Raw genomic sequence first — 19,235 nt, 5'->3', positions numbered from 1 at the left:
CTTTGCGAGGCGGCTCTGAAAACCCCATAAACTGGCTGGATTTCACCACGTTGCTGGTTCAGGATGGCCGCAACGCAGGGAAGAGGGCGTAATCATGGAACTGGCACCAAGAGAGAAACTGGCGTCGAAGGGCGCTGAAGCGCTGAATGATGAGGAGCTGCTGGCGATTTTTTTACGTACCGGTTCCTACGGCGTCAGCGTTATGGCACTGGCGCGACAGATGCTGAATAAATTTGGCTCACTGTATGATGTCTTGAGCGCCAACCAGGAGCAGTTGGCGGATACTAAAGGCGTAGGGGTAGCCAAGATTACTCAGCTTCAGGCGGTGGCTGAGACAGCAAGGCGTTTCTTTGCCAGCCAGTTGGCGCGTGAAAACGTGATGGAAAACCCGCAGGTGACACGCCACTACCTGCAAAGCGTGTTGGCGCATCAGGAACGGGAAATTTTTATGGCGCTGTTTCTCGACAATCAGCACCGCGTTTTACAGGCGCAAAAAATGTTTTCCGGCTCGATAAACAGCGTGGAAGTCCATCCGCGCGAAATTGTGCGTGAAGCGCTAAAACTCAATGCGGCGGCAGTGATTCTGGCACACAATCACCCTTCAGGCATTGCCGAACCCAGCCGCGCTGACCGGGAAATTACCCAAAGAATCAGCAAGGCTTGTACACTGCTGAATATCCGACTGCTTGATCATCTGGTGATCGGTCATGGCGAGTTTACGTCCTTTGCCGAGCGTGGCTGGCTGTAATTCTGGTGACGAAACCGGCGGAAACGGTGTGTTTTTGCGCGATCCATAGGGATCTTTATTTGTTCGGGACTTGAGCACCAGCGCTGACCGGCGTATACTACGCCACCTTTGAGAATCTCGGGTTTGGCGTTTGGGCCAGCTTAGCGGGTTCACATGGAACTCGCCTGGGCGGGCTAAGGCCTGACGAGGCGGCCAAAACCTAGTTTTTAAAGCTCGAGCTGATTTGATTTTTGGAGAATAGACATGTCACGAGTCTGCCAGGTAACTGGAAAGCGTCCGGTGACCGGTAACAACCGTTCCCACGCATTGAACGCGACGAAACGCCGTTTCCTGCCGAACCTGCACTCACACCGTTTCTGGGTTGAGAGCGAGAAGCGCTTCGTTACTCTGCGTGTATCTGCTAAAGGTATGCGTGTTATTGATAAGAAGGGCATCGATACGGTTCTGGCCGAAATCCGCGCCCGTGGTGAGAAGTACTAAGGAACTGAATCATGGCTAAAGGTATTCGTGAGAAGATCAAGCTGGTTTCCTCTGCTGGTACAGGTCACTTCTATACCACCACGAAGAACAAACGTACTAAACCTGAGAAACTGGAACTGAAAAAGTTCGATCCGGTTGTACGTCAGCATGTGATCTACAAAGAAGCTAAAATTAAGTAATTTTAGTGTTCTGCGAAAAACCCGGCTTCGGCCGGGTTTTTTGTTTCTGCGGTTCGTTGAGGAGATGAGATGCCTGAATTACCCGAGGTAGAAACCAGCCGACGCGGCATAGAACCCCATTTAGTGGGCGAAACCATTCTGCACGCCGTCGTGCGCAATTCCCGCTTGCGCTGGCCTGTTTCCAGCGAAATCCACGCGCTAAGCGACCAGCTGGTTCTGAGTGTACAGCGTCGTGCGAAATATCTGCTGCTGGAGTTGCCGCATGGCTGGATTATCATTCATCTCGGCATGTCCGGTAGCCTGCGCATGCTTCCCGGCGAACTGCCACCAGCTAAGCATGACCATGTTGATTTGGTGATGAGTAACGGCAAAGTGTTGCGTTATACCGATCCGCGTCGCTTTGGTGCCTGGCTGTGGGCCCATGACCTGGCGGGCAGTAGCGTGCTGGCGCATCTCGGTCCGGAACCGCTCAGCGACGAATTTGATGGCGACTATCTGTTTGAAAAATCTCGCGGTAAACGCACGGTGATCAAACAATGGCTGATGGATAACAAAGTGGTCGTGGGCGTGGGAAACATTTACGCCAGCGAATCGCTGTTTACTGCCGGGATCATCCCTGATCGTCCGGCGATGAGCCTGAGCCAGACTGAAGCGACGCTCTTGGCCAATACCATCAAGGCAGTATTGTTACGCTCGATTGAGCAGGGCGGCACGACGCTGCGTGATTTTCTGCAAACCGACGGCAAGCCAGGCTATTTTGCCCAGGAATTACAGGTTTATGGTCGGGCCGGTGAGCCGTGTCGTGCCTGCGGCACGCCAATCGTCAGTGGCAAGCATGGGCAACGCAGCACCTTCTGGTGTCCACGCTGCCAGCATTAAGGCTGCGCTAACTTACTCAGCAGTGCCTGATGTACCACGGCAGGCAGAAATGCCTGCACGTCGCCCTGGTGACGTGCCACTTCTTTTACCAGCGAAGATGAAACAAACGAGAAACCTTCGGATGGCATCAGAAACACGCTTTCGAGGTCAGGCAGCAGATGGCGATTCATATGTGCCAGCTGTAGCTCATATTCGAAGTCGGAGACAGCACGCAGGCCACGCACCAACACATTCGCCTGTTGAGCCTTGGCGAAATTCGCCATCAAATCGCTGAAGCCGATCACCTCAACATTTCCCAGATGCGCCGTGACCTGGCGTGCCAGATCAACACGTTCATCCAGGCTGAACAGCGGCTTTTTACTCGGACTGGCGGCAATTGCCAGCACGATGTGGTCGAACATCCGGGCAGCGCGTGTGACGATATCCAGATGACCGAGAGTAATGGGATCGAAGGTGCCGGGATAAATCGCTTTGGTGCTCATACGCGGCCTTGTGTTGAGGTGTGATGCAGCGCCCACAGCGCCGAATATTTATTGAAGGTGTACTGCGCGTTAACCACAGCCAGAATCCAGCCTTGTTTACCATCAAGGAAACCCGCACGCAGCAGCAAGGTTTTCAGAAATGCCCCAAGCGTGTGACTGAAGATGGAGAAAATTCCGCAGCGTTTGCCGCGCTGAAAGCGCTCCTGAGCCCAGGCTTCAGCGTAGTTCAACTGTTTGCGCTGGAACACCACCAAATCGCGGCAGGTCAGATGTTGTAAATCCCCCTCCAGCCTGACGACCGGGGCACCTTGCGTTTCCAGCGACTCATGCACCAGATTATCGTTGTAGTTCAGGTGGCGCGGATACAGGCGCATCACGCGATCGGGATACCAACCGCTGTGCCGCATAAAGCGACCAAGAAACAGGTTGCTGCGGTTCAGGCTGTAGACGGTAGCGGCAGGAGGCTGCGCCAACACCTGCTCGATGGCGTGGCGTAGCGGCGGGGTAACGCGCTCATCGGCATCGATCATCAAAATCATATCGCCACTGGCCCTGGCTTGTGCGCGCTGACGTTGTTTGCCAAATCCTGCCCAGGCTTCCGCCTGGTACACCTGAGCGCCATGCTGACGAGCAACCTCAGCGGTTGCATCATGGCTACCGGAATCCAGCACCACGATCTCATCCGCCCAACTGACGGAAGCCAATGCCTCCGGCAGCAGTTCCGCTTCATTTTTGGCGATCATCACCACGGAGAGACGTTGGCGTTGCGACATTAGTGTGCTCGCGGTGGCAAATGGGGTTCGAGTAAATGTAGCAGACGCTGTAATGCACCCTGATTTTGATGCAGTACGTCAACGGCGTGGCGACCATAGTAGCGACGATAGTCATCATCCTGTAGTAGATTGGCGACTTCTTTCTCCAGTGACACCACATCGGTCACGGTAATCAGCCCTTCCGCCTGTTGCAGCCTGGCGCAGATATCTTTGAAGTTCCAGATATGCGGGCCCATCAGTACCGGAATCGCATGGGCGGCGGGTTCGAGCGGGTTATGACCGCCACGTTCCACCAGGCTGCCGCCGACAAAGGCCAGATCGGCAATCCCGTACAACAACATCAGTTCACCCATGGTATCGCCAATCACCACCTGCGTAGCACTGGAAGGGATCTCGCCGCTGCTGCGTAGCGTAAAACTGAAACCACGCTTCTGCGTCAGTTCACAGGCATCTTTAAAACGTTCCGGATGGCGCGGTACCAGAATCAGCAGCAGGTCGGGAAATTGCGCCAACAGACGGCGATGCGCATCCAGCACAATCGCTTCTTCACCATCGTGGGTGCTGGTGGCAATCCACACCGGGCGACGCGGTGCCCACTGGCGACGTAGCGTGACAGCTTTAGCTGCCAGCTCCGGCGTAACTGAGATATCAAACTTCAGGCTACCGGTGACCGCCAGATGTGAACGTTTTAGCCCGAGGCTGAGAAAACGGTCGCCATCTTCCTGATTCTGCGCCGCAATCAAAGTGATGCGTTGCAGCAGGTCGCGCATAAAGCCGCCCAGCTTTTTGTAGCCTTTCGCGGAGCGTTCCGAGAGACGCGCATTGGCAATCACTAACGGGATCTGACGCTGATGCAGAATACGGATAATGTTGGGCCACAGCTCGGTTTCCATGATGATCACCAGTCTGGGATTGACCGTATCAAGGAAACGATTGATGGCACCCGGCAGATCGTAAGGCAGATAAACGTGATGCACATCTTTGCCAAACGCCGATTGTGCACGTTCTGAACCGGTGGGTGTCATGGTGGTCACGGTAATCGGCAGTGTCGGGTAGCGATGGCGTAGCGCGCGCACCAGCGGCACCGCAGCGAGGGTTTCTCCCACCGAAACTGAATGCAGCACAATGCCGTTCGGCTCAACTTTTCCACTGCAATAGCCATAGCGCTCCGCCCAGCGTTTGCGATACGCCGGGGCTTTTCGACCGCGCAGCCACAGGCGCAGCCAGATAAGAGGCTGGATCAGGTAGAGCAGGGCTGTGTATAGAATCGTCATAGTTATCGTTACGACAGGTTCGCGTCAAAAAGCATAAGAAATCAAGATGACGGCATGTTATCAGAAACCTGACGCCTGCTCATACCCCTTCGTCAAACAGGCTTAAGCACTTGCTGGTAAAGCGAGGTCAGCGCTTGTGCCAGTCGTTGTGGACCATAAGGTTCAATTCTGCGGCGTGCGGCCTCACCCAGTGCGGAGTTCTGCGAAAGTGATGGAATTGCCAGCACGGCTTCATTCAACGCTTTGATATCCAAAGCATCACATACGAAGCCTTCCTGACCAGCCTGAATGAATTCAGCGCCGCCGCAACCGGTACTGGTGATCACCGCCAACCCGCAGGCCATGGCTTCCAGCACCACATTCGGAAAAGGATCATAGAGTGTTGGCAGCAGCAAGGCATCGGCAGCATGATAGAAAGGCTGCACGTCCTGCTGCACACCAACAAATCTCAGGCGATCCAGACAATTCAGTTGGTTAGCCAGCTGCTGATAACGCGTCATCTGCTTGTCCTGGCCGACGACAACCAGGAAGCGATCGCTGCGCGCAACGGCTTCAATTGCCGCTTTTAAGCCTTTGCGTTCAAAACCGGAGCCAACATAAATCATCACCGTCGCGTTCTGCGGCAGCCGGAGCTGCTGGCGTGATATGTCGCGCTGTGCTGCGGTAGCCGGTTGAAAACGTTGGCTATCAATAGCGTTGTGAATGACATGGATCTTGCTGGCATCTAACGAGAAACAACGCAAAATATCCTGCTTTACCATCTCTGAATTACAGATTACCGCTTTCAGCGACGGTGCATTGAACATTTCGCGTTCGGCCTGTAATACGTAGCGATGATAAGGGCTAAGCGAGGCGCTCAGGCGCTGCCATGATGAGACAATACGCGCGCGTTGCTCCAGCCAGACACGATGCACGCCATCGCCTGCGCGAAAGATATCGCAACCCGCAATACGCTCGTGGCTCTGCACAATATCAAACTTTTCCCGTTCCCAGCAGGCGCGGGCGGCCACGGCAAAGCCACGCTCACGCGAGACACGGCCAAATTTGGTCGGATTGCAAATGTGCAGATGCCAGGCCGGGTTTGGCGTGCCTTGCCAGCTGCGAGTAATGATATTGAGGTCCAGTTGCTCGCTGTCCAGTGCTTCCAGCGCGCGCGAAATAAAGCGCTCGGCCCCGCCGTCCGGACGATACTTCTGCCGGACAATTGCCAGGCGTAGCTTAGTCATGCAAAAAACTCCTTGCCGCGGCGACCACATCGGCAACCGGGATGATCGCTAAGTAGCGCTGGTGCGTTTTGGTGTCGATGGAGTCCGGGTCGGGCAGGGGGCCGTAATCACCGGCCCAGATAATGCGATTATTATCGCCCCAGGGACGCCAGAACTGTAGCTTAGTGGGGCCAAACAGCGCCAGGCAGGGCGTATCAAGCGCGGCAGCCATATGCATCGGCGCGGAATCGACACCAATAAACAATCGGGCTTTGGCGATCAGTGCCGCCAGTTGTGGCAAAGAGAATTGACCGGCGAGTGATACGACATTGTCGCTCTGACACAAGGACCGGATACGTTCAATCATCGCCAACTCTTTTTTATCCGGGGCGGAGGTCAGCACCACGGTATGACCGTCTGCGGCCAGAGCGTCGATTAACTGCGCGACTTTTTCATCATCCCAGCATTTGAATTCCCAGCGTGAAGTGGGTTGCACTACCACATAAGGTGCATTGACCTGTTGCCGGGCTAATATTTCCTGCACTTTTTGCTGGTCGGCGGCGCTGAAATGCATAGACGCTTTGGCCCCTGCCGCGGTGATGCCGAGAGGGGACAGTGCCGACATATTTTGTTCAACGGTGTGGAGATTACCGTGATCATCGGTACTCACCAGCAGGTTATGGCACCAGCGCCAGATGGCGCTATCGCGCTTGTGAAAGGCGAAACCAATACGAAACGGGGAACCAGAAAGTTTGGTGAGAATGGCGCTACGCCACTGATCCGCCAGATTAATCACCAGATCGTAATGGCACGCGCGTACAGCAGAAATCAACGCAACTTCATGGCGGAATTTCTGCCAGCCGCCTTCCTTTTTCCAGTTGCGATCGATGATGTGCAGTTGCCGAATGGCCGGATGAGCTTCCAGCATTGGGCGCGTTTCTTTATACAACAGGACGTCAATATTGGCTTGTGGGTAACGTTGGCGAAGTGCATTGATCACCGGCGTGGTCAGCAGCATATCGCCATGATGGCGCAGCTTTATCAGCAGAATATTTTGGGGTGAAAAGTGGTCTGGAATCGGGCTTGCCATACTAAATGATCTCAAAATTCAGTGAGCTGATTGTAGGGCAAACCCACCAGGGGTGAAAGCCAGGCGCGGCGCTTATTTCTTACGCCAGCGATAAAGACGACTTAACCACAACAGCAACTGATACCATTGCCGGATGCCACGCGCATTACGCAGCATACGCCTATGCGTTTGGGTCGCGAAGATGTCATGAATGATCGCCTGGCGCGCACCCGCATCGGGTTCACGGCGAATACTATGGCAGACGCTCAACGCTTCGTGCGTAATCTGATAATGAAACGTCGGGTAGATTGTCACTTTATGCTGGTAGCGGGCATTGATCTCCTCCAGCATTTGGGCAATTTTCAGGTAATGGCGTTGATAGGCCACATTCTTTTCACCCGTGCGCTTGCGATTGCTGACAGAACTATCGTGCATGTAATAACGATAAAGCACGCGATCGGTGTAGCGTACACGTTGAGCGTTGAGCATGAATTCCGTCGTCCAGGGAATATCCTGATGATGTAACCCGGGTGCAAAATACAACTGTAGTTGTTCAATTAACTCGCGACGATAAATACCCAGCCAAACAACATGCATATAGCGATGGGTCTTCAGCGCCCGATTTAACCATTCCGGACCACGCAGTACTTCGGTGGACCTTAACCGGTCATGGGGTATCAACGGCTTGATAAGTTGGCTGGCTTGAAAGAACCATTCAGCATTGCACTGGGCGGCATCGAGGTTATCACTTTCAGCCATTTCGACTAAGGTCTGATACATCGTCGGATTCATGGTGTCATCGGCGTCTGGAAAAGTCACATACTTGCCGCGTGCTACGGCCAGACCCGCGTTTCGCGCGCGCGATACACCACCATTCGGTTGATGGATTACCCTCACCTGTGCGTGCTGCTGTGCATAAACATCAGCACGCTCACCGGAGCCATCGGTAGAACCATCATTGACAATGATGATCTCCAGATTGGTCAGCGTCTGCGTCAGCAGTGATTGCATAAAAGAGTCCAGCATCACCCCGGCGTTGTACATTGGGGTGATGATGGAGAGGAGAGGGAAGGGCATACTTTCTTTCATCGCTCGTGTTTAATCATGGTGCCTAGAATGCTCGGTTTTTACCTGTCGCGTCATCATAAAATATCCCCACACCAGAAGAATGAAGTAGGGAGATTCTCGGTTATAAAATTGCGAGTCGCCCATACTAAAATAGATAACCGGGATAGCTAATAATAAAGCTTCGTAGCGCGGAGATTTACCAAATAACGGCACCAGCAATAAACCAAGAAAAAAGCCCAGCATGATCATCCCGCCAACGATGCCTTGCAATGAAAAGCTCTCAACGAGATCGTTGTGGGTATGGTATTGAATATTGAGATAGGCGATTTCATTTTTCGGCTGATGTTTATCCAGCCATTCTTTCGTTTCCAGACTGCGCGTGTCGGCACTTTGCCCCCACGGATGCTGCGTGAAGGCCCATAATCCTGCCTGCCACATGCCAAATCGTCCACCAATTGAGGTGCTCGGATCCCCTGCGGAATATTGCTGAACCTCTGTTTTAACCGTCTCTACGCGGTCAAATAGTTGGTCTGAGTATTTGCTGAGGCTAAAAATACCGGTAAGCAGGATGGCTGAAAAAATGCCCAGCCAAATCAATCGTGAACGCCCGGGGGTGGTCACAATGTGATGCAACATACTGGCAATGCAGAACAGGCTGAACAATAAAATAGCGGAACGCGTTTGGGTAACGCCGAGTAAAATAAAGGAGACAACCAGGGTGATAAAATATGGCGCGGCGTAATGTCGGGGAAAAACACGGCGGAGAGACCACAAGGTCACCAGCGAAAGCACTGTGAACATGTAAGCCCCAGAGGTTGCCGCATCTGAATTAATTTTAGGGCGTTCTCCGGTATGGATAACTTGTTCAATCCCAATACAGGCTACAACGAAAATCGTGAGACACAAAATCAACGTCCCAACCTGGACCAGACGGGCAGGCAATCGCCATTCAGGAGACAGACGATAGACGCAGTAAATGACAAACGCCCCCAGAATCATTCTTTTTCCACTGATTTTATAGTGTTCAGCAATCAGTGGTAACTGGTGGTTAATCGTTGTGATTGCCCAAACCCACTTACTCAGGCCTAAAAGTAGGACCAGGGTAGGTATCCAGTAAAAATAGAGTTTTTTCTCGCGCCACACCAGCCAGGCGAAGCTAAAAAACGAGATGTAGGTAAGCATGTAATAGGCGTTGCGGGAAATCTCTCCGGAGACAAAGAAAAATGCCATCGAGATTATTGTGAGAGAATAAAATACTATCCCTCTTCCCTGTTCAGTTTTCATGAGTTTAGAAATTTCAGCAATGCGCATCATCATTCTTATTTAAAAAATTTATGTTTAATATAATTAATCATCCAGAAGAGACTGGCAGCGTACTCTTTTTTATGGAATTTTATCCTGGCAAAACGTTTCATCTCTTTATGATGACGAGGTTTATCAAGATGCAGTGATGACCAGGGAGATAAACGATAATAATCTAAATAAAGATGTGAAAGATTACCGCCGCTCCATGCATGCCAGGGTTTGCATTTTCCAGTGTAGTGGATCATGACAGTATCATTAGGGGTGCTAAAATTATGCCAGACCTTGTTCGCAATGATGTCGTAAATAAAATTGTATTTATCCGGCAATATCAGGGTGTCATTTTCCAGAAGAATGTTTAATGCGTCCTGGTCGGGGAATCCAAAATTTGCACCCTGAGCAACTAATAAATCTATTATTTTCTGGGTGGTGTCATTCGCCAGCCAACGCGGGATATTGATCAACATAAAACCAGAGTTAAAATAATTGCCTTGTTTAAGGCCCAGCTTCGGACATTGATTCTGGCGTGCACGTACGGTGTCATTACTGGCACACAGGATGACATGGCTGATATCCAGCGTGAATAGCGGAGAGTAATCTCCCACCACTAATGTATCGGCATCAAGGTAGAAAACACGATCGCTATAGCGAGCGACAGTTTCCGGAATCAGGAACCGATAATAAATACTCTTTGGATAGCGTCCGACTACGGGCAGCTTTTCCAGCCAACTGTCATTGAAAAGATGGAGTGTTATGGCGAGCGGCTGGTTACCGGCCAATTGCTTCAGGCGATCAATATCATCATCAGCTAATGTATCGGTAAATATATGAATATGAAAAGCCGTAGTGGGATGGTGCTTTAGCAATGAAAAGAGGGTAATACCCATTCCTCTGGCATAGTTATGATTAATGCCAAATGCAACATGTATAACCGATTCGTCGTTGTGAGGCAGCGTGTTAAGCAGTGTTTCGCTTTGCTGGACGGCCTCAGTATGAAGGTGTGTTGCCATTATGCTGTACTACCCCTGACTATTTTCAATAAATTTGCTAATTTTCATAATCTTATCTTCATTCAGACCAAACAGAACTTCGGCGGGCTGTTCAAATTTAAATCGAGTGGCGAAGACAAAGGTTGAGGCTTCAATGTTGTCGGGTCCAATAAACAAGACGCGATATACCGGACGCTGCTCTCTGATTTCACAGGGGCCATAGAACATAATTACCGGAACTTGCTGAGCATCGGCAATATAGGCATTTCCCGAATCAGATGCGATGTAAAAGTCCATCTGTGAGATAGCCCAGGGCACATCTTCTAAATTCAGCTGACCAATCAGGCTGATAATGTTTTTTTTGTCAGCAGTCAGCGTTAATAATTCATCCAGCCAGGGTTGTTCCGCCGGAGGTCCAAAAACATAAAACGTACAAGGTAGGGAGGACAATGACTCAATGATCTGAGCCCAGATGGCAGCAGGGATAGTCTTGGCTTTATTTCCGGCAGAGATACTGATGCCAATCTTTATACCTTGTACGGGAGTACTAAGCGGCAAGGGAATCGTGGTCGGAACATACAAAGGCGAGGTGGCATGTTTGGGAAAATCGGTATAGCGATAATCCCGATTAATGAGTTTCAGGTAGCTATCCAGCGTCAAACTCTGCCTGGTATGCTCAACGATGCCCGTCGCGCTACGATAAAACACTTTATGGTAGGACTTACGAACATAGGTCAGTAAAAATTGCTTATTTGGCGCATTGCATAATGACGCGAAGAACAGATTAACACTATTCGGCTGTGTCAGATAAACATTGTCGTAGCGATTCATCAGGGTAAACGCCAGACAAAGTTTGCTCCATAAGCTGCGCTTTGCGTCTTCAATCAGATAGTAATGGGCGATGGTGTCATCATGACGTACCAAAGGCTCTACAGCGCGGCTGATTAAAACGTCAGATTGGCCTAACGCACGCAACATCGGTGTTATATTAATAAAATCGCCGATCTTCGCTGTCTGGATGACTAAACTTTTTCCGGTGGGTTTTTTAAAAAGTTTCATCATGTACTGCAATGGCAGCAGCATCAGATAGATCAGAACATAATTCATTTTGCGTCTTCCGCTATTACAGTCTGAAGATGTGCCATTACTTCATCGGCTACCAAATCACCCAATGCTCTGGTTGGAGAAACAAGCGCCATCTGATTCTTCCCATATCCACCAATCAGCCCCGGATCCGTTGGGCCATACAGGGTAATGTTCGGGCGATCCAATGCTGCCGTAAGATGGCTCAACCCGGTATCAACGGAAACCACAGCGCATGCTCCTGCCAACTGGCGAGCCACCTGCTCCAGTGTCAGACGTGGCAGCACCTCAACATGGTCAAAACCTTCCGCCAGACGCAACGCGCGCTGATGCTCATGTTCGGCACCCCAGGGTAATTTCACGCGCAGACCGGTTGGTTGCACCAATTTAATAAGCTCGCGCCAGTGTGCTTCCGGCCAATGTTTATTGTCGCGCGTCGTCGCGTGTAAAAACACCAGATACTGATGCGCATCTTGCGGCAGTGAACTCAGGAAATGTCCGGCGATCGCATAGTCACCCTGCGTGGTTGGTTTTTCATAACCGAGGCTTTTCGCGAACAGTTCACGAGTACGTTCTACCGCGTGCTGCTGTTTATTGATTTCATGGCGTTTGTCATACCACCAACTGGCGAAGGGTTCGCGAGCGCTGCGGCTGTCCTGTCCGTGCTTCACGCCTTTTGCCAGGCGAGTGACCAACGCTGCGCTTTTGATCAACCCTTGCGCATCAATCACCACATCGTACTGACGTGACTGCAACTCACGTTTAAATAACACGCGTTCTTCACGTTGCTGGCTGCCAAACCAATGCTTGCGCCAGCGGCGGATGGCGACCGGCATGACTTTATCCACGGCAGGATGCCATGCTGGAATTTGGGCAAAGTTTTCTTCCACCGCCCAATCAAAACGAATGCCGGGAATGGCCTGCATGGCATCGGTCAATGCAGGCAGGGTGTGCAGTACGTCGCCCATTGAGGACGTTTTCACAATCAGGACGTGCATGTTTACTCCTGCGCCGCAGTTAGCAAAGCGCTTAATTCTTGGTGCACGCGCATCGGTTGAATATCTATCAGACTCTGGTGATAACCTTCTGCGGCATCCCCTTTCCGGACTTTGTGATAGCCGGTGATCAGGCGAATGACTCGCGCCTGATGTGACAATGGCGGCGTGAAGTCAGGGCTGCTTGGCCCGTACAACGCGACCAGCGGGCGATTGAGCGCAGCGGCAATATGCATCAATCCGGAATCATTGCTCACCACCGCAGCACAGTGCGCCAGCAGAATGACCGCCTGCTCCAATTGGGTATCACCCGCAAGGTTTTTACAGTGATGGCGTGCGGCTTCCGGCAGGGTCTGCACAATGGTATCGCCGGTTTCGCGATCTTTAGCCGAACCGAACAGCACCACCTGATAGCCTTCGCTGATGAGTTGTTCCGCCAACGCAGCATAATGATAATGTGGCCAGCGTTTTGCCGGACCAAACTCAGCGCCGGGGCAAAAGCCAATGACAGGACGATCGGCAGAAAGTCCAAACTGGGCGGCCGTCATGCGTTTCTCATCGTCTTCAACTCTGAGCTGCGGCCACAACAATGGCTGCGGTAGCTGCTGCGCAGATGGCACAGGTTTGTCGTAGCCCAACGCCACATAACGCTGAACCATTAACGGAAACGCTGCTTTATCCAGCACCCGCACATCATTCAATACGCCGTAACGCAGCTCACCACGCCAGCCAGTACGGCGTTTGATTCCGGCAAAAAACGGTACCAGCGCTGACTTGAAGGAGTTCGGCAGCACATAAGCGCGATCGTAGCCACTCGCCTGTAAGGTTTTGCCCAGCCGACGACGTTCGCCCAGCGCCAGGGCACCATGACCGAGTGGCATCGCCAGCGCCTGATTGACTTCCGGCATACGTGACAGCAGCGGTCGGCACCAGGCGGGTGCCATAACATCAATAACAGCCTCAGGATGCTCAGCCTTGAGCGTGCGATAGAGACTTTGCGACATCATCATATCGCCGACCCAGGAGGGGCCAATAACCAGAATTTTCATCGCTGCTGCCGGATCCCTTATGCGTTACGGTTCAGCCACACCATATATTCCGCAACCCCCTGGGCCACGGTTTTGAACGGCTTGTCATAACCCGCCGCACGGAGCCTGGTCAGATCTGCCTGGGTGTAGGCCTGATAGCGGCCTTTCAGCTTGTCCGGGAACGGGATGTATTCGATCTCGCCCTGCTGATGGAATTTCAGCACCGCGTCCGCCACTTCCTGGAAGGACTCCGCACGGCCGGTACCGCAGTTGTAAATGCCGGAGATACCATTTTCCCAGCACCACAGGTTCACCGCAGCCACGTCATCAACATGGATAAAATCGCGACGGAAAGTATCGCTGCCTTCAAACAGCTTCGGATTTTCGCCGTTGCTGATTTGCGTGTTGAGGTGGAATGCTACGCTTGCCATGCTGCCTTTATGGCCTTCACGCGGGCCGTACACATTGAAGTAACGGAAGCCGCACACCGGCGAATCCGCTTCCGGCAGAATCTGGCGCACGTAGTGGTCAAACAACATTTTCGAGTAGCCATAAACGTTGAGCGGCTGCTCGTATTGACGCTCTTCGATAAAGTTGTCGTTACGACCGCCGTATGTGGCGGCAGAAGAGGCGTACAGGAAGGGGATTTCGCGTTCCAGGCAGAAGTGCAGCAGATCTTTGGAATACTGATAGTTGTTGTCCATCATGTATTTGCCGTCCCACTCGGTGGTGGCTGAGCAGGCACCTTCGTGGAACACCGCTTCAATCGGCCCCAGATCTTCACCGGACATGATGTAGGTGAGGAATTCCTCTTTATCCATGTAATCAGAGATGTCCAGATCCGCCAGGTTCACGAATTTGGTGCCATCTTTCAGATTATCCACCACCAGAATGTCAGTATGACCGCGATCGTTCAACGCCTTGACGATGTTGCTGCCAATCATGCCAGCGCCACCCGTTACGATAATCATGTGCTTTGCCTTTAAACAGTTGGGGTGAAACAGGAGGTTTCACGCACTAATACCTAACATCATAACATTTCAGCCCGCAGCAGGCAGCCAGATGACTCCGGAAGGCCGTCATATTTCACGTTCGCAGCGTGAACTATGCTGCAAAATGGAGATTTCATCGGCTGAAATGTCGTTGATGCGCTTTTCTATCAGTAATATGTGCCAAAATTTTGCTATATGAGGAGCAGAATCATGTCCAGTCGATTTTATTCGCAAATCCGTCAACAACTTGAGACAACGCGTCAGGATGGATTGTTCAAACAGGAACGCACGATTACCTCGCCACAACAGGCAGAAATCAATGTTGGCAACGGTCAGCCGGTCATCAATTTTTGCGCCAATAATTATCTGGGGCTGGCGAATCATCCGGCGTTAATTCAGGCCGCCAAAGAGGGAATGGATACACACGGTTTCGGCATGGCTTCAGTGCGCTTTATCTGTGGAACTCAGGACATCCATCAGCTATTGGAACGTAAGCTGGCTGAGTTCCTCGGCATGGAAGACGCTATTCTCTTTTCCTCCTGCTTTGACGCGAATGGCGGCCTGTTTGAAACCTTGTTGGATGCGGAAGATGCCATTATTTCGGATGCGCTTAATCATGCCTCAATCATTGATGGTGTTCGCCTGTGCAAAGCGCAGCGCTACCGCTATGCCAACAACGATATGAACGAACTGCGCGCCCGGCTGGAGGATGCACGCGACAACGGTGCGCGTCATATCCTGATTGCCACCGATGGGGTGTTCTCAATGGACGGCGTGATTGCCAACTTGCAGGGTATTTGCGATCTGGCGGATGAGTTTGATGCGCTGGTAATGGTGGATGATTCACATGCGGTTGGCTTTGTCGGGGCCAGTGGTCGCGGCACTCATGAATATTGTCAGGTAATGGATCGCATCGATATTTTGACCGGGACGCTGGGTAAAGCGCTTGGTGGGGCGTCCGGGGGGTATGTTGCCGCGAAAAAAGAGGTCGTTGAATGGCTGCGTCAGCGCTCACGCCCTTATCTGTTCTCCAACTCACTGGCCCCGGCCATTGTCGCTGCGTCGTTGCGAGTTCTGGAAATCCTCAGTGAAGGTGATGGATTGCGCCAGCGTCTGTGGGAAAACGCGCGCTATTTCCGGGAGAAAATGACCGCCGCCGGGTTTACCCTGGCTGGTGCCGACCACGCCATCATTCCGGTGATGCTTGGGGAGGCAAAAGTCGCGCAGGAGTTTGCCCGTTTGCTGCAACAAGAAGGGATCTACGTGACGGGTTTCTTCTATCCGGTGGTGCCTAGAGGCCAGGCGCGTATCCGTACCCAAATTTCAGCGGGTCATACCCAGGCGCAACTGGAACATGCGGTAGCGGCCTTCACTCGTATTGGTCAGCAGTTGGGCGTTATCGTCTGAGGAGCCGGCAATGAAAGCACTCGCGAAATTAAAAGCAGAAGAAGGCATCTGGATGATCACCGATGCGCCGATCCCTGAACCCGGTCATAACGATCTGCTGATAAAAATCCGGAAAACCGCCATCTGCGGTACTGATATTCACATCTACAACTGGGACGACTGGTCGCGTAAAACCATCCCGGTACCGATGATCACCGGCCATGAATATGTCGGGGAAGTGGTGGCTATCGGCCAGGAAGTGAAAGGCTTCACGATCGGCGATCGCGTGTCGGGTGAAGGGCATATCACCTGTGGCCACTGCCGTAATTGTCGGGCCGGGCGTACTCACCTGTGCCGCAACGCCATCGGCGTTGGGGTGAATCGCCAGGGGTGCTTCGCCGAGTATCTGGTCATTCCCGCCTTTAACGCCTTCAAAATCCCCGACAATATCTCCGATGAACTGGCGGCGATTTTTGACCCATTCGGTAATGCCGTACATACCGCCTTGTCGTTTGATTTAGTGGGCGAGGATGTGTTGATTGCCGGTGCCGGGCCAATTGGCATCATGGCTGCTGCGGTATGCAAACATGTCGGTGCACGCAATGTGGTGATCACAGACATCAACGAATATCGCCTCGATCTGGCACGCAAAATGGGTGTCACACGCGCTGTCAACGTTGCACAGGAGAATCTGCGTGACGTGATGGTATCCCTCGGTATGACTGAAGGCTTTGATGTTGGGCTGGAGATGTCCGGCGCGCCTCCGGCGTTTCGTAGCATGCTGGAAGTGATGAATCACGGTGGACGTATTGCGCTGCTTGGCATTCCGCCGGGTGAGATGGCGATCGACTGGAACCTGGTAATCTTCAAAGGACTGTTTATCAAAGGTATTTACGGACGAGAGATGTTCGAAACCTGGTATAAAATGGCGGCGTTGATTCAATCCGGTCTCGATCTGACGCCAGTTATCACCCACCGTTTCCCTGTTGATGACTTCCAGCTAGGGTTTGACGAGATGCGTTCCGGTCACTCAGGCAAAGTGGTGCTGAGTTGGGATTAGGTGATTACCCGGCGTTCAGGCCGGGTTTTATTAAAAAAGCTGCTTAAGCGAATCGATGAGTGGGCTTTCAACAATACTTTCTTCCAATATATCAACAGCCCGACTCTGCGGCACCGGAGCCAATGGTTTGCTGACCTTACAGATGCCAGGCGCCCGGAAGTGCGGCTGTGGCTCAGGTTGTGTTTTGGTCGGTGGCATTGTGGTACCCGGATGCAGTGGCTCATTCAGCAACTGGCTGGGTCTTACCAGGGTGATATCGGCAGGTAAGGTTGGCAGCATTTGTTGCAGGACCCGCACCGTATTGGGATGAGGGTGCCCGATCGCAATAGCATAGCCATCACGCTGCGCCAGTTTTACTGCGCGGGTGAATTGCTGGCGAATAGCGGCATCATTCTGGCTGTCATCAAGAAATACCCGACGTTTCAGCACCTTAACATGGGTACCCTGCGCTGCGGGAATTGACTGGCTATTGCCGATGGTCATGCTATCCAGAAAGTAAAAGTTATAGTGATTCAGTATCTGCATCACTTTCTGCATTCCCGGCAGACTTGAGGTCATCTTGCTGCCCATATGGTTGTTCAGGCCTACCGCGTAGGGCACTTTACCAACGGCATCACGAATAATGCGTTCAATTTCCGCACTGGACATCTCCGGGGTGAGCGTATCCTTCTCCAATGGCTGCTTGCTGAGAGGGGCCATTGGCAGATGGATAAGAACTTCATGCCCGCTTTGATGAGCTTTTGTCGCCATCTCGCGGGCATAGGTTGCATTGGGTAGTACGGCAACAGAAACTGCGGCAGGCATCTGCAACACTTTGTTCTCTTCGACTGGTCGATAGCCAAAGTCGTCAATGACGATGGAGAGTTTGCCTGCATGGGCGGAAAGTGACAAAAACAGGCCGCACAAGGCGGCAGAGAGTTTATGAGGTTGAAACAAAGCTTATCTTCCTAACCACGGCAGTGGGTTTACGGCCTGTCCCTGACGCCGGATTTCAAAATAGAGTGAGGGCGTACCGCGGCCGCCACTGGTACCTACCAGGGCAATAGGCTGTCCTGCCTTCACCTGGGCACCGACACTCACCAGCGCACTTTGATTGTAGCCGTAAAGGCTCATATCGCCTTTACCGTGTTCGAGCACCACAACCAGACCGTAGCCTTGCAGCCAGTCGGCCATTAATACGCGCCCATCGGCGATGGCTTTCACTTCGGTTCCTTCTGGCGCATCAATCACCAGACCTTTCCAGCGTAATTCACCCTGCATGGTTTCACCGAAACGGTGCTCCACACGTCCACGCACCGGCCAGACAGCCTGGCCGCCGGGACGGCCAAGCCCACCGGTACGCGCCATCAGCTCACGCTCGCTCTGCGTAGGTTGGTAGCTGGAACCTTTGGCTTTCGCCTGTGCCTGACGCTGACGGACTTTCTCCGCCTCGCGAGCCTCACGCTCGGCGCGTTCGCGTGCTTCACGTTCCGCTTTGGCAATTTTGTCTTGCAGGCGACTTTCGTTCTGGCGCATTTGCACCAGGTCAGCCTGGTCTTTTTGCAGCGAACTTTCCAGGGCCGTCAGGGTTTTCTTACGTGCCGCACTGGCGGATTCCAGTTTGCCCTGCTGCGTCTGCTGCTGTGCGAGGAGATTTTTTTGCTGCTGCTGTTTGTCCTGCAATGCCTGACGCTGTTCCGCTAACTGTTGCTGCGTCTGCTTCAGGTCATCAATATTCTTTTGGCGTGCCGCATTGAGGTAGCCGAAATACGCGAGGATACGTTCACTGCGTTGTGCTTCTTCACCGCCCAGCAATAACTGTAGGCCGTTGTGTTGTCCCTGGCGGAAGGCGGCATCAAGTTGTTGTGCCAGCAATTTTTCCTGCTGCGCTTGCTGTTTTTCCAGCCGGGCGATGGAGGTGTTGAGTTGGGTTATGTCGTTGTCGAGCGCACTCAGGCTGTTGCGGGTTTCGCGTAACTGGCGACTGGCCTGCGCAATCACTTTTTCCTGGCTTTCCAGCTGATTCAGCAGTTTGCTGCGCTGCTGTTTTTGTGCCTGAACACTTTTCTCTTTTTCGGCAATATTCTGCTGAATGGATTTCAACTGAGATTTGCTGTCATCGTCACTGTGCGCAAGGGGCGGCAATAACAGAGCGCCCGCACAGAGCAGGCTGAGGGAGAGTGCGGACCAGCGTGATGACAACGGATGCGCTGGGCCGTTGTGACAGGTCCTTGTTGGTAAAACAATCGCTTTTCCCTTCATAG

The 19,235-nt window shown here is 52.4% G+C and carries 20 protein-coding genes; 6 read left to right on the top strand and 14 right to left on the bottom strand.

Annotation, left to right across the window (positions count from 1 at the left end; genetic code table 11):
* The first annotated feature begins 94 nt into the window (after positions 1-94).
* The 4 genes from radC (at position 95) to mutM (ending at position 2,286) form a co-directional block, all read left to right on the top strand.
* Positions 95-748: a RadC family protein gene (radC, locus tag AC6I8T_RS20370; RefSeq protein ID WP_208724425.1), complete on the top strand. Its 654-nt coding sequence runs from the start codon at positions 95-97 to the stop codon at positions 746-748.
* Positions 749-991: 243 nt separating this feature from the next.
* Positions 992-1,228, top strand: a complete 237-nt coding sequence (rpmB, locus tag AC6I8T_RS20365; RefSeq protein WP_013511031.1) for a 50S ribosomal protein L28 — start codon at positions 992-994, stop codon at positions 1,226-1,228.
* An 11-nt stretch (positions 1,229-1,239) separates the two neighbouring features.
* Positions 1,240-1,407 carry a 50S ribosomal protein L33 gene (gene rpmG / locus AC6I8T_RS20360; protein ID WP_001051798.1) on the top strand — a complete coding sequence of 56 codons (168 nt, stop codon included), beginning with the start codon at positions 1,240-1,242 and terminating at the stop codon, positions 1,405-1,407.
* Between the two features lie 69 nt (positions 1,408-1,476).
* Complete coding sequence (gene mutM / locus AC6I8T_RS20355; RefSeq protein WP_208724424.1) at positions 1,477-2,286, top strand: bifunctional DNA-formamidopyrimidine glycosylase/DNA-(apurinic or apyrimidinic site) lyase; 810 nt, start codon at positions 1,477-1,479, stop codon at positions 2,284-2,286.
* Here the strand turns inward: mutM and coaD are convergent.
* The 12 genes from coaD to rfaD form a co-directional block, all read right to left on the bottom strand.
* Complete coding sequence (coaD, locus tag AC6I8T_RS20350; protein WP_021186104.1) at positions 2,283-2,768, bottom strand: pantetheine-phosphate adenylyltransferase; 486 nt, start codon at positions 2,766-2,768, stop codon at positions 2,283-2,285. The two genes, mutM and coaD, sit on opposite strands and share 4 nt — an antisense overlap.
* Positions 2,765-3,541 carry a glycosyltransferase family 2 protein gene (locus AC6I8T_RS20345; protein WP_021186105.1) on the bottom strand — a complete coding sequence of 259 codons (777 nt, stop codon included), beginning with the start codon at positions 3,539-3,541 and terminating at the stop codon, positions 2,765-2,767. The genes coaD and AC6I8T_RS20345 overlap by 4 nt, the downstream gene beginning before the upstream one ends.
* Positions 3,541-4,815, bottom strand: a complete 1,275-nt coding sequence (gene waaA / locus AC6I8T_RS20340) for a lipid IV(A) 3-deoxy-D-manno-octulosonic acid transferase (protein ID WP_021186106.1) — start codon at positions 4,813-4,815, stop codon at positions 3,541-3,543. Before waaA ends, AC6I8T_RS20345 begins: the two co-directional genes overlap by 1 nt.
* 92 nt (positions 4,816-4,907) lie before the next feature.
* Entirely contained in the window at positions 4,908-6,041 is a 1,134-nt protein-coding gene (locus AC6I8T_RS20335) for a glycosyltransferase family 4 protein (RefSeq protein WP_208724423.1), read from the bottom strand.
* Entirely contained in the window at positions 6,034-7,110 is a 1,077-nt protein-coding gene (gene rfaQ / locus AC6I8T_RS20330) for a putative lipopolysaccharide heptosyltransferase III (RefSeq protein WP_208724422.1), read from the bottom strand. Before rfaQ ends, AC6I8T_RS20335 begins: the two co-directional genes overlap by 8 nt.
* A 72-nt stretch (positions 7,111-7,182) precedes the next feature.
* On the bottom strand, positions 7,183-8,166 hold the full coding sequence (locus tag AC6I8T_RS20325; protein ID WP_497834266.1) for a glycosyltransferase: 984 nt from the start codon (positions 8,164-8,166) through the stop codon (positions 7,183-7,185).
* A gap of 21 nt (positions 8,167-8,187) precedes the next feature.
* Positions 8,188-9,441 (bottom strand): O-antigen ligase family protein, encoded by a 1,254-nt coding sequence (locus tag AC6I8T_RS20320; RefSeq protein ID WP_208724420.1) that lies wholly within the window; start codon positions 9,439-9,441, stop codon positions 8,188-8,190.
* Between the two features lie 35 nt (positions 9,442-9,476).
* The gene (locus tag AC6I8T_RS20315) at positions 9,477-10,469 is read right to left on the bottom strand and encodes a glycosyltransferase family 8 protein (protein WP_208724419.1); all 993 of its coding nucleotides are present in this window, start codon (positions 10,467-10,469) and stop codon (positions 9,477-9,479) included.
* Between the two features lie 9 nt (positions 10,470-10,478).
* Positions 10,479-11,555 carry a glycosyltransferase family 9 protein gene (locus tag AC6I8T_RS20310; protein ID WP_021186112.1) on the bottom strand — a complete coding sequence of 359 codons (1,077 nt, stop codon included), beginning with the start codon at positions 11,553-11,555 and terminating at the stop codon, positions 10,479-10,481.
* Positions 11,552-12,529 carry a lipopolysaccharide heptosyltransferase RfaC gene (gene rfaC, locus AC6I8T_RS20305; protein ID WP_021186113.1) on the bottom strand — a complete coding sequence of 326 codons (978 nt, stop codon included), beginning with the start codon at positions 12,527-12,529 and terminating at the stop codon, positions 11,552-11,554. Before rfaC ends, AC6I8T_RS20310 begins: the two co-directional genes overlap by 4 nt.
* Before the next feature lie 2 nt (positions 12,530-12,531).
* On the bottom strand, positions 12,532-13,575 hold the full coding sequence (gene rfaF, locus AC6I8T_RS20300; protein ID WP_208724418.1) for an ADP-heptose--LPS heptosyltransferase RfaF: 1,044 nt from the start codon (positions 13,573-13,575) through the stop codon (positions 12,532-12,534).
* A 17-nt stretch (positions 13,576-13,592) separates the two neighbouring features.
* The gene (gene rfaD / locus AC6I8T_RS20295; protein WP_021186115.1) at positions 13,593-14,525 is read right to left on the bottom strand and encodes an ADP-glyceromanno-heptose 6-epimerase; all 933 of its coding nucleotides are present in this window, start codon (positions 14,523-14,525) and stop codon (positions 13,593-13,595) included.
* A 231-nt stretch (positions 14,526-14,756) separates the two neighbouring features.
* Between rfaD and AC6I8T_RS20290 the strand changes: the two genes are divergently transcribed.
* Positions 14,757-15,953 (top strand): glycine C-acetyltransferase, encoded by a 1,197-nt coding sequence (locus AC6I8T_RS20290; protein WP_208724417.1) that lies wholly within the window; start codon positions 14,757-14,759, stop codon positions 15,951-15,953.
* Positions 15,954-15,963: 10 nt separating this feature from the next.
* Complete coding sequence (gene tdh, locus AC6I8T_RS20285; protein WP_208724416.1) at positions 15,964-16,992, top strand: L-threonine 3-dehydrogenase; 1,029 nt, start codon at positions 15,964-15,966, stop codon at positions 16,990-16,992.
* A gap of 30 nt (positions 16,993-17,022) precedes the next feature.
* On the opposite strand, the gene AC6I8T_RS20280 is transcribed toward tdh, so the two are convergent.
* Both AC6I8T_RS20280 and envC read right to left on the bottom strand, forming a co-directional pair.
* Positions 17,023-17,928 carry a divergent polysaccharide deacetylase family protein gene (locus AC6I8T_RS20280; protein ID WP_208724415.1) on the bottom strand — a complete coding sequence of 302 codons (906 nt, stop codon included), beginning with the start codon at positions 17,926-17,928 and terminating at the stop codon, positions 17,023-17,025.
* A 3-nt stretch (positions 17,929-17,931) separates the two neighbouring features.
* The gene (gene envC, locus AC6I8T_RS20275) at positions 17,932-19,233 is read right to left on the bottom strand and encodes a murein hydrolase activator EnvC (protein ID WP_208724414.1); all 1,302 of its coding nucleotides are present in this window, start codon (positions 19,231-19,233) and stop codon (positions 17,932-17,934) included.
* Between the last annotated feature and the right edge of the window lie 2 nt (positions 19,234-19,235).

The sequence above is a fragment of the Pantoea sp. X-Soil-OKNW-556 genome, from assembly GCF_059730695.1.
Note: the sequence above shows the minus strand (reverse complement) of the source record. Positions and strands in the feature narration are given on the sequence as shown.

Coding starts and splice junctions, on each gene's coding strand:
- radC (WP_208724425.1), top strand. CDS start 95: ATGGAACTGGCACCAAGAGAGAAACTGGCGTCGAAGGGCGCTGAAGCG.
- rpmB (WP_013511031.1), top strand. CDS start 992: ATGTCACGAGTCTGCCAGGTAACTGGAAAGCGTCCGGTGACCGGTAAC.
- rpmG (WP_001051798.1), top strand. CDS start 1,240: ATGGCTAAAGGTATTCGTGAGAAGATCAAGCTGGTTTCCTCTGCTGGT.
- mutM (WP_208724424.1), top strand. CDS start 1,477: ATGCCTGAATTACCCGAGGTAGAAACCAGCCGACGCGGCATAGAACCC.
- coaD (WP_021186104.1), bottom strand. CDS start 2,768: ATGAGCACCAAAGCGATTTATCCCGGCACCTTCGATCCCATTACTCTC.
- AC6I8T_RS20345 (WP_021186105.1), bottom strand. CDS start 3,541: ATGTCGCAACGCCAACGTCTCTCCGTGGTGATGATCGCCAAAAATGAA.
- waaA (WP_021186106.1), bottom strand. CDS start 4,815: ATGACGATTCTATACACAGCCCTGCTCTACCTGATCCAGCCTCTTATC.
- AC6I8T_RS20335 (WP_208724423.1), bottom strand. CDS start 6,041: ATGACTAAGCTACGCCTGGCAATTGTCCGGCAGAAGTATCGTCCGGAC.
- rfaQ (WP_208724422.1), bottom strand. CDS start 7,110: ATGGCAAGCCCGATTCCAGACCACTTTTCACCCCAAAATATTCTGCTG.
- AC6I8T_RS20325 (WP_497834266.1), bottom strand. CDS start 8,166: ATGCCCTTCCCTCTCCTCTCCATCATCACCCCAATGTACAACGCCGGG.
- AC6I8T_RS20320 (WP_208724420.1), bottom strand. CDS start 9,441: ATGAAAACTGAACAGGGAAGAGGGATAGTATTTTATTCTCTCACAATA.
- AC6I8T_RS20315 (WP_208724419.1), bottom strand. CDS start 10,469: ATGGCAACACACCTTCATACTGAGGCCGTCCAGCAAAGCGAAACACTG.
- AC6I8T_RS20310 (WP_021186112.1), bottom strand. CDS start 11,555: ATGAATTATGTTCTGATCTATCTGATGCTGCTGCCATTGCAGTACATG.
- rfaC (WP_021186113.1), bottom strand. CDS start 12,529: ATGCACGTCCTGATTGTGAAAACGTCCTCAATGGGCGACGTACTGCAC.
- rfaF (WP_208724418.1), bottom strand. CDS start 13,575: ATGAAAATTCTGGTTATTGGCCCCTCCTGGGTCGGCGATATGATGATG.
- rfaD (WP_021186115.1), bottom strand. CDS start 14,525: ATGATTATCGTAACGGGTGGCGCTGGCATGATTGGCAGCAACATCGTC.
- AC6I8T_RS20290 (WP_208724417.1), top strand. CDS start 14,757: ATGTCCAGTCGATTTTATTCGCAAATCCGTCAACAACTTGAGACAACG.
- tdh (WP_208724416.1), top strand. CDS start 15,964: ATGAAAGCACTCGCGAAATTAAAAGCAGAAGAAGGCATCTGGATGATC.
- envC (WP_208724414.1), bottom strand. CDS start 19,233: ATGAAGGGAAAAGCGATTGTTTTACCAACAAGGACCTGTCACAACGGC.